The 9,776-nt window shown below is 64.9% G+C and carries 6 protein-coding genes; 5 read left to right on the forward strand and 1 reads right to left on the reverse strand.

The genetic code is table 11. From position 1 onward, the window contains the following. On the forward strand, positions 1–1,083 hold a 1,083-nt coding region (locus YH64_RS29745; protein WP_143215618.1), incomplete at its 5' end, for a ParB/Srx family N-terminal domain-containing protein. A gap of 60 nt (positions 1,084–1,143) precedes the next feature. Next, positions 1,144–1,584, forward strand: coding sequence for a gas vesicle accessory protein GvpU (gene gvpU, locus YH64_RS30305; protein ID WP_185975435.1), 441 nt, complete (start codon positions 1,144–1,146; stop codon positions 1,582–1,584). A 61-nt stretch (positions 1,585–1,645) separates the two neighbouring features. On the opposite strand, the gene YH64_RS29755 is transcribed toward gvpU, so the two are convergent. Continuing rightward, positions 1,646–2,455: a hypothetical protein gene (locus YH64_RS29755; protein ID WP_046807908.1), complete on the reverse strand. Its 810-nt coding sequence runs from the start codon at positions 2,453–2,455 to the stop codon at positions 1,646–1,648. 324 nt (positions 2,456–2,779) lie between these two features. Here YH64_RS29755 and YH64_RS29760 point away from each other — a divergent pair, with 324 nt between their 5' ends. From YH64_RS29760 to YH64_RS29770, 3 genes are all read left to right on the forward strand, one after another. Continuing rightward, the gene (locus YH64_RS29760; RefSeq protein ID WP_370512789.1) at positions 2,780–5,614 is read left to right on the forward strand and encodes an ATP-binding protein; all 2,835 of its coding nucleotides are present in this window, start codon (positions 2,780–2,782) and stop codon (positions 5,612–5,614) included. A gap of 2 nt (positions 5,615–5,616) precedes the next feature. Continuing rightward, the gene (locus YH64_RS29765) at positions 5,617–6,834 is read left to right on the forward strand and encodes an EAL domain-containing protein (RefSeq protein WP_046807910.1); all 1,218 of its coding nucleotides are present in this window, start codon (positions 5,617–5,619) and stop codon (positions 6,832–6,834) included. Positions 6,835–6,849: 15 nt separating this feature from the next. Further along, positions 6,850–9,776 (forward strand): ATP-binding protein (locus YH64_RS29770; protein ID WP_143215619.1); only part of this gene is annotated, 2,927 nt, incomplete at its 3' end.

Consider the following 9,776-nt stretch of genomic DNA (forward strand, 5'->3'; position numbering starts at 1 on the left):
GTCACCATCGACGCCCTGCGCCCTACGCAGGCTGCCATCGGCTACGACCAGATCTATTACAAGCTGGGCCGTTGGCAAGGCGACTTCAACCGCTCGTGGGCCGGCGACGACGCCCGCCAGCTGGACTACCTGGATCGCACCGTCGGCAAGAAGTTTGACGACTACTGCGAGGACATGGGCGGTGTGGAACGCGCCGAAAAATTCGCCGACCTGGCTGCGGCCCGCGCCGCGCGGCTGGATCAGCCCGCCACTTTCGCGTGCCAGGACGCACCGGGCACGCATCCGGAAAACCTGAAAACCGTGGTGGTGGGCTGGGACGGCAACCTGTACCTGACCGACGGCCATCACACGTTCTCGTCGTTGCGCGAGATATTCGATGGCGGCCCGAAGCTGCCGGTCTGGGTCAAGGTGGATGCCAACTACAGCAACCTGCCGACCGCCGCCGCGTTCTGGCAACGCATGGTCGACGAACGCCGGGCGTGGCTGCGCGATGGCCAGAACCAGCCCATCACCGTCGACCAATTACCCAGCCGCCTGGGTCTGGCCAGCGCCGACGAAGCCGGCGGCATGCAGGAAGACCGCTATCGCTCGCTGGTGTACTTCACCCGCGACATCGCCTACCAGAACGGCAACCTGCCCGAGTTCGCGGAATTTCTGTGGGGCGACTGGCTGCGTCGCCAGGTAGCGGCCGGGCAACTGCCGGCGCTGGACCAATACAAGATGGCCGCGCCCGCCACGCCCGCGCAGATCCTGGCGGTCAGCACGCTGAGTTCGACGCTGGTTCCCGGCGGCGCCAACGACAGCTATGCCGCCGCCGTTCGCGACGCCTCGTTGAAAATGGGCGCGCTGGCCGACACCGATATTGTGTTCGACGACCGGCAAGCGCAAACGCTGGGGCGCATCCCCTTGGCCGCCAACGTGGCCGCGGGCGTCTCCATCAAGAGCCAACGCGACACGCTGGAAGAACTGCCGCGCGTAGACGTCAAGACCGACGGCTCGCCGCGCAACGCCGGCAAGCTGTGGTTTGCGGTGAATTACCGCAATTGCGGCAAACCGGCGGCCGGCACGTGCTGGGGCTGGTAGGCTTTTTTTGCGCGATTCGAGTATCTTGTGCGTCTTCTACGACCTTTCCGAGACCCCGATATGTCCAACGAGCCCACCACCAGCGCCAACACGGCCCCCCACGCCGACGCCTTCCTGCAATTTTTGGTCAACCTGGTCAACAACGGCGGCCAGCTTGAAAGCATCGGTGTGACGCTGCAAATGGGCGGCATGCTGGTGTCGGGGTCCATCGTGTCGGGCGCGGAATATTTCGACCGGTTCGCCGCCAGCTTCACGGGTTCGCTCGACATGCTGGACGCCGACGCCCGTGATGCGGTGCACCGGTCGCTGGCTGAACTGGGGGATGTGTTCCGCGTGCCGCAGCCGGCCGACCCGCTGCCCAACTACATCCACCTGACCGACGCGCTGTTCTTCACGGCCGACGGCACGCCCATTGCCGGGCAGCCCACGCTGTGGCGCGGCCGGACGAGCTCGGTGGATGGGTTTATCCTGGGCCGCCTGCAATCCGAAACCGGCAACTAAGCTTGCGACTCAGCTAGCAACTCAGCTAGCAACTCAGCTGACAACTACGCTGACAACTACGTTAGCTTTCCGCCACGCCGGCGAAGCGCGTGGTGGATGCATTGAATGAGCGCCACGCGTTGCTGTCGGCGTCTAGCCAGATGCCCAGGCATTCGGCGCTGAGCGGGGCGGATAAGGCCGCCCCGCGAAACAGAAGATCGCTGTGCAGGCGCATCCACGCAAAGTCGCGAATGTCTTCCACGCCACCGGCCACCACTTGCAGGTTGGCGCACCAGGCGCGCTCCATCAGGGTGAAGAAGCGGCCCTGCAAGGTGCGGTTTTCGGACAGGCCCAGCGGCACCTGCACATGCAGGCCGTCGGCGCGCAAGGCGCCATGGCCGGTGTCCTTGCCGCGCAATACGGCGGGAAGCAATCGCGCGCGCAACCGCGCCTGGAATTCCGGATACCGCGACAGCACATCGGCGTGGTCCGACAGGCGGTCCGTCAATGGCAGGGTGAAGGTGATGCGCTTTGCCGGCATCAAGAGGGGCGCGGCATCGTCGTAGCGCGCGTACTTGTTGACCCAGATGGCGTTTTCCAGCACGCCAATGCCCAACTCGGAGCACAGGCGCTCGGCCAGATCGCCATGGCCACGCACATCAAGCGCGTGTTCGAATGACAATTCGATTGGGGTTTTGAATTTCTTGAAGAACGCCACGCCGGCCATCAGGCTGGCGCCCAGGCCCACGGGGTTCAGGCTGCTCCACGGTGACGGCCGGCAACGGCCCATCACTGCGTATTCGTGGACTTGCCCCTGTGCCGTGAACACAGGCTGGAAGCGCAGCACGACGGACTCTTCGGACAGAGCCCAGGAACGGGCGTCGTCTTTCATGGCAAGACCCGAACGATGGGGTGCGCGGGGGGGCAGAGCCGGGTCAATATCATGCTGTTCTCGATTAACGTCTAAGCGCCGTGCTGAGGCATGCCGCCGGTGTGAAAATGCGCCGGTAGGCAGCTTCTTGGCGAAGTCGGAATCCCACAGATAGTGCCCAACGCTGCCGGGTAAAAGAACAAGAAATTTCTCAAATTCCGGGATTGCGCGGCGCATACCAAAGGGCCTTTTGCTTGGGCCCTTTTCTTCCCCCTTTCTTCCCTTTTTTTTGCGCCCCCCACTTTGAGATTCTTCTTATTCACTGGGTAAGCAGGTGTTTCTACCATGCGTCAAATGCTGGTAGAAGACCATGGCGCTCCCGCCCTAGAACCCCTTGCCGCGCCGCGCGCCGCCTCGCTGTTACTGCACTTTCTTGCAGTGGCGCTGCTCGTCTGTATCGCGGCGGGCGCTACCCTGTACCTGTACTGGGCGTTCAGCAACGTGGTGTCCAACTACCGGCGCCACATGAACGCCGCCGCCTACGAAGCCCAGCATTTTTTCGACCAGCGCGAATCCCTGCTGCGCTCGATATCCGCGTCGGCGGTGCGCAACACCAACCAAGAACCCATCAGCAAGACCCCGTCGCATTTCGGCAAGACGGGGCAAATCGAAGTGCTGCCGCTTCAAGAAGGCCCGGACGCCTACGATTGGGCGCTGGTCCTGACCCCGCGCGACCTGCGCCGCGTGGCACAGGCCAACACGCGCATCGTCTACAGCGCGGTGCGCCACGCCAGCACGGTGCCCATCGCCTCGCACGACCAGCCGGGCACGCCGGCCATTCCCGCGTCCATCCAGCAGTGGCTGGCGCTGACGCTGGCCGACGTGCAGACCCGTGCGCCCACCAACGGCCTGCCGCCCATCGTCTGGCTGCATCCGCCGCAGGACACGGTCAAGCGCCTGTTCCTGTTCACGCCGCTTGATGCGGTACACCCCGAGGCCGCCTGGATCGGCCTGGAAGTCCATGGCGTGGATTCGGCCGTGAACGCGCCGCGCATCGGCGCGGGCGACTACGTGCTGTTCGACGAACTGAGCCGGCCGGTGCTGCGCAGTGCCGGCGCGGGCGCCACCAGCCAGGCCTTGCCGCATACCACCCGCGAAGATGCCTTCGGCCTGCAAGGCCAGGGCTGGCTGCCCGAATACCTGGTGCTGAGCAAATCCGTGGGCGATGACGGGTGGCGCCTGGTTTATTACGCCCCCATGCGCCACGTGCTGCGCGACAACGCGATAGCCTTTCAGACGGCGGCCATTGCCTCGCTGCTGCTGATCATTACCGTGATCCTGCGCGTGCGCTATATCCGCCGGCGCCTGGTGCTGCCCGCGTTGCGCCAATACGAAGCCCTGGCCGATAGCGTGTCGCTTAACCGCAAGCTGATCGAAGTGGCGCCGGTGGGGCTATGCCTGCTGCGGCGTTCGGATCGCGCGGTGGTGTTGTCCAACGACATGGCGCGCCGCTGGTTCCAGGGCACACCGGGCTGGCGCACCGAAATCCTGTCCGCGCAGGGCGATGAAGCCGGCCGCGAACATCGGCTGAACGATGGCCGCACCGCCTATCTCAGCTTTGCGCCCACCACGTACCGGGGCGAAGCGGTGGTGCTGTGCGGCATCAGCGACATTTCTGCGTTAAAGCGCATTGAACATTCCTTGCTGCAAGCCAAGCGCGACGCCGAAGCCGCGAACCAGGCCAAGACGGTCTTCCTGACCACGATGAGCCACGAAATCCGCACCCCGCTCTACGGCATTCTTGGCACGCTGGAACTGTTTTCATTGACTCGCGTCAGCGGCCAGCAGGCGCAGTACCTGGAAACCATCCAGCAATCGTCGGCCACGCTGCTGCGCACCATCAACGACACGCTGGACCTTTCCCGCATCGAGGCTGGCCACACTGTGCTGGAACGCGCGCCTTTTTCCCCCGTTGAACTCTTGAACAACGTCGTGGCCAGCTTCGCGGCGCGCGCGCATGCCAAGGGCGTGCGCAGCTATGCCGTGGCCGACCCGGACACCCCCGCCGCCGTCATCGGCGATGCCACGCGCATCCGCCAGATTCTCGACAATCTTGCCAATAATGCGATCAAGTTCACGGATTCCGGGCAAATCGTCCTGCGCCTGAAGGTCAACAGCCGCACCCGCGACAGCGTCGACCTGTGCTTTCAGATCGCCGACACCGGCGCGGGCATCGCCCCCGAACACCAGGCGCGGCTGTTCGAACCCTACTACCAGGTGGACGCCGACAACTGCGTCACGTTGCCGGGCACGGGGCTGGGCCTGTCCATCTGCCGCAGCCTGTCGGACATGATGAACGGCCGCCTTAACGCCGTCAGCGAACCCGGCCTGGGCACCAGCATCACCTTTGAAATCCGGCTGCCGCTTGCACCCGAGGCGCTGGACGCGCCCTCGCTCGAGCTCGCGGGCACGCTGGTCTACGTCCAGGGCGCCGTACCCGAAATCGTTCATAACCTGTGCGACTGGCTGCGCCGCTGGGGCGCGGTCGGCCTGCCCTACCCCGCCGGCGGCGTCACGTCGGGCGAGCCGGCAGTGCTGGTGCAAGCGTGGCCGCACGCGCAAAAGATCGGTAACTGGATCGGGCCGCAGGTCATTTTGCATCCGCCCGGCCTGCGCCCTCGCGTGGAAGACAGCCACCGCAACTGGTTCGCCAGCGCCTACAGCCTGGGCAGCTTCAACCATGCGGTGCGTCTGGCGCAAGGCGGCGCGGCGCGCAGCACCGCTTTCGACCCCAAGGCGCCGCTTGAAGTCCTGGGCCTGCGGGTACTGGTCACGGAAGACAACCCCATCAGCCAATTGATCCTGCGCGAACAACTTGAACACATGGGCTGCACGGTGGTGCTGGCCGGCAACGGCCAGGAAGCGCTGAACCTGCCCGACCTGATGACGTTTGACGCCGTCCTGACCGACCTGAACATGCCGCTGGTCGACGGCTACGAGCTAACCCGCATTCTGCGCAAGCGCGGCTTTGACAAGCCCGTGCTTGGGGTCACGGCCAACGCGTTTCCCGACGAGCAGCGTCGCGGCATCAATGCCGGCATGACCAGCCTGCTGGTCAAGCCGCTGCCGCTGACGGTCCTGCGCCAAACGCTGCAATCGGTTAAAGAACTCCGGAGTTGACGATGTTATCCGTGTACAAGGTCTTGGTCCTGGACGACCATGCTTTCCAATGCGCGCAAATGCGTGGCCTGTTCCTTGAGGCCGGCTTCGACCATGTGGACATGGCGAATTCGGCGCAAGAGGCCCTGGAGAAATTTCGGACGCATTCTTACCAGTTGGTGTTGATGGACCTGAACATGCCCGGCATGGATGGCGTGCAGTTCATCCATGAGCTGGCTCGCCTGCAATGCAACCCGATGCTGGCCATCACCACCGCCTGCTCGCGCCGCATCATGAATAGCGTCAGCCTCATGGCCAAGGAAAAGGGCCTGTCGGTGATTGCCGCCTATACCAAGCCCGTCACGCGCGAACACGCGCTGGCCTTGGCCAAGCGGCTGCGCAACCCGCAACAGGGCGGCGTAGCGTCGCCTACGCTGTGCGCGCCACCCGCCCCGCTATTCGACCGGCGCACGCTGGAAAAGGCCTTGGCTGCCGGCCAGATCCAGGCGTGGTTCCAGCCCAAGAAAGCGCTGGCCACCGGCAACATCGTCGGCGCCGAGGCGCTGGCCCGATGGCATCACCAGGAATTCGGCTTCATGCTGCCCGCGTCATTCCTGGGCGCGGTGCGGCATCACGGCCTGGCCCACGCCCTGCTTATCCGGATGCTGGACGACGCCTTGACGGCCTATATCGGATGGCGAGACCAGGGCTTCCGGATGCCGGTTTCCGTCAATTTGCCTACCCGGCTGCTGGACGAACCGGACTTGCCCGACCAGCTTTACAATCTGGTCGCGGATCGGGGTGTGCCGTTCGAAGACGTGACGTTCGAACTGCTGGAAGACGAAACCACCTCGATCCCGGGCCACTACTATATGGGCGCCAGCCGGTTGCGCCTGAAGGGTTTCGGCCTGGCGCAGGATGACTTCGGCAAAGGCTACAACTCGATGTACACCTTGATTTCCACGCCGTTCACCGAACTGAAGATCGACCGCGCCTTTGTCAACGGCGCCGCACAAGACCATGTGCGGGCCGCCGCCTTGCTCTCTTCGGTGCAATTGGGCCGCCAATTAGGCCTGCAAGTCACCGCCGAAGGCGTCGAAAGCACGAAAGACCTGGAGTTTTTACGCGAAATCGGCTGTGATTTCGCCCAAGGCTTCCTGATATCCGCCGCCGTCAACGCCCATGACTTCACCGATCTGCTGGCGGACGAGCCCAGGCCGTATGCCACTCACCCGCTTTAGGACTCTTACCCGCGTATGCAGGAAACGCCGTTTAGCAGGATTGCACGCACTTCACGACGGCTGAATATCGCGCTGTTCGGCATCCTGCCCATTGCCCTTATCTTGATCGGCGCCCTGCTGTGGGGCGCCCAGCGCATCATCAAGCAGGAAGAAGACCGCCTCTTGATGGATTTCGCCGTGCTGGTGGGCTACATCCACGAACAAGAGCTGTTCCTGAAGCAGTTCAGCAAAGAAAGCCAACGGCTGGATGGCCGGCCGCCGGTCGACAACACCGAGTTGTCCACACCCCTGGATTCCACCCGACCGGGCATGCGCGTCTATCGCGGCCAGCACGCGCTGGTCGCCATGCCCTTTTCGCTGTTTTGCGCCTATCCCGCCGAATGCCCGGTGGCCGACAGCCCCGTGCCCGCGGCGGCGGGCTACTTCGCGGACTTCTACAGCACGTTCTGGGCCAACTCGTACTTTCCGGCCGCCGCGGCGTTTCTCGTCAACCGCACCGACAGCGTGGGCGTCGCCGTGCCCGCCATCAACGTCAAGCCGGGCTACGGCGAACCGCTGGTCGAAGACACCCTGCTGCTGGTCAACGACGCCGTCCGCACGCAGCTTGCCAAGGGCGGGGACGACGAGGCATCCGCAACCTTGAACGCGCCGGCCTCCGGCGTGGGCACGGCACACGCCGAAATTCGCTGGTTTCCGCCGGCCGGGCTGCCTGATCGCATGGTGGGCACCATGCCGGCGGGGCTGACCGGTTCGGCCTGGGCCAACCGCGCGGGCGGGGAGCCCGACCTGTATGTGGCCACCCTGTTCAGCCGCCGCCGCATCAACATCTACGATCGCGCGCTGCCGTCTATCCAATACGACGGTTTCTGGCTGTCGCATCGGGACATCGGCCTGATGATCGGCGACGGCCCGGTGCCCAACGTCGAGCACAGCGGCCTGCGCGCCACGGCGGGCGGGCTGATCCTGCAAGTGTCGGACCCGACCGGCATCTGGACGGCGCGCTACCGCGTCACCTACCGCAATTTCTTCGAAGACAACCTGTGGCTGCCCGTCAGCGCCGCGCTGATGTTGCTGTTGAGCCTGGCGGGCGGCATCGGTTATCAGCGCTGGTACACGCGGCGCGTGATCGAGCCGGCGCAAAGCGCCCACCGCGACATCGCCGAAAGCGAGGAATTCAACCGCACGCTGATCCAGACGGCGCCCATCGCCCTATGCGTGCTGGCGCGCGCCAATGGCGACGTGCTGTTCGCCAACAGCCTGGCGCTGGAATGGCTGGGCGCGGCCACCGGCCAGGGCCTGCGCGATTCGCCCGCCGCCCGCCCCTTGCTGGACCAGGTGCTCAACGCGTCCCAGCCCGGCAATATCGAAACCTTTCACGCCGACGACGGCCGGCCGCTGTACGTGGCCTATTCGCCCACGCGCTACAAAAAGCAGGACGTGGTGCTGTGCGCCTTTGCGGACATCAGCGCGCGAGCGGAAATCGAACGCGCGCTGGCGCAGGCCAAACGCGACGCCGACAAGGCCAGCGAAGCCAAATCCACCTTTCTTGCCACCATGAGCCACGAGATCCGCACGCCGCTGTATGGCGTGCTGGGTACGTTGGAACTGATGGGCATGACCGAGCTGAACGCCGAGCAGCGCCAGCACCTTGAGCGCATCCAGAATTCGTCGGTGATCCTGTTGCAGCTGATCAGCGACATCCTGGACATCACCAAGATCGAATCCGGCCAGTTGGCGCTGGAATCCACCCTGTTCCGCCCGCGTGAACTGGTGGAAAGCTGCACCCGGTCATTTGCGGCACTGGCCCGCCAGAAAGGGCTGCTGCTGTTTGCCAGCGTGGACGATTCGGTGGCGCCCTGGGTCACCGGCGACCCGGTGCGCATCCGGCAGATCCTCAGCAACCTGCTCAGCAACGCCATCAAATTCACCGAATCAGGCCATGTCATCGTGCGCCTGCGCGGCGCCGAGCGTGCCGACGGCGCACAAGTGCTGACGCTGCAAGTGGTGGACACCGGCATCGGCATCGACAAGGAAGACCAGGCCCAGCTTTTCAGCCCCTTCTACCAGATCGACAGCGCCAGCCACACCGTGCGCGGCGCGGGCATCGGGCTGTCAATCTGTGCGCGCCTGGCCAAGCTGATGGACAGCGATATCCGCCTGACCAGCGAACTGGGCCTGGGCAGCAGCTTCTCGCTGGACCTGGCCCTACAGCCGGCCGACGGCCCACCCATCGACGAACCCGACCTGCACGGCATCCGCGTCGTGGTGCGCAGCCCGCATCGCGAACTAAGCGACAACGTCTGCCAATGGCTGACCCGCTGGGGCGCGGCCGCCCAGCCCGCGTCGACGCCTTTGGGCCCCGGCGAGGCCGACGACGTGCTGCTCGACATCCTGGGCGACTCGGAAGCGCCGCCCGCCAACTGGATCGGCCATTTCCTGTCGGCCGGCGACCCGCGCGAATCCGCGACGGGCATGCCGGTGCAGGTTGACGGGCACGACCTGGACAGCATCGGCTTCGGCATTTCGCGCTTGTTGCGCGGCGACCCGCCGGTGCCGGCCGAATCCCCCGCCAACGCGCCGCTGGAGCCCCTGAACCTGCGCGTGCTGGTCGCCGAGGACAACCCTATCAACCAAGCCACCTTGCGCCATCAGCTCGAGCAGCTGGGTTGCACCGTGACGGTGGCGGGCAACGGCGCCGAAGCGCTGTCCATGTGGAACATGGCGTATTACGACGTGCTGCTGACCGACGTCAACATGCCCAAAATGAACGGCTACGAGCTGACGGGCGAACTGCGCACGCGCGGCTTTGCGCAGCCCATCATCGGCGTCACCGCCAACGCGATGCGCGATGAAGAAGCGCGTTGCATGGCCGCGGGCATGAATTCGTGGCTGGTCAAACCCATTGAACTGAGCGCGCTGCGCCGCCATCTGGGCGGCATCAC

Source organism: Achromobacter sp. LC458 (assembly GCF_001005835.2).
Taxonomy (GTDB): domain Bacteria; phylum Pseudomonadota; class Gammaproteobacteria; order Burkholderiales; family Burkholderiaceae_B; genus Achromobacter; species Achromobacter spanius_B.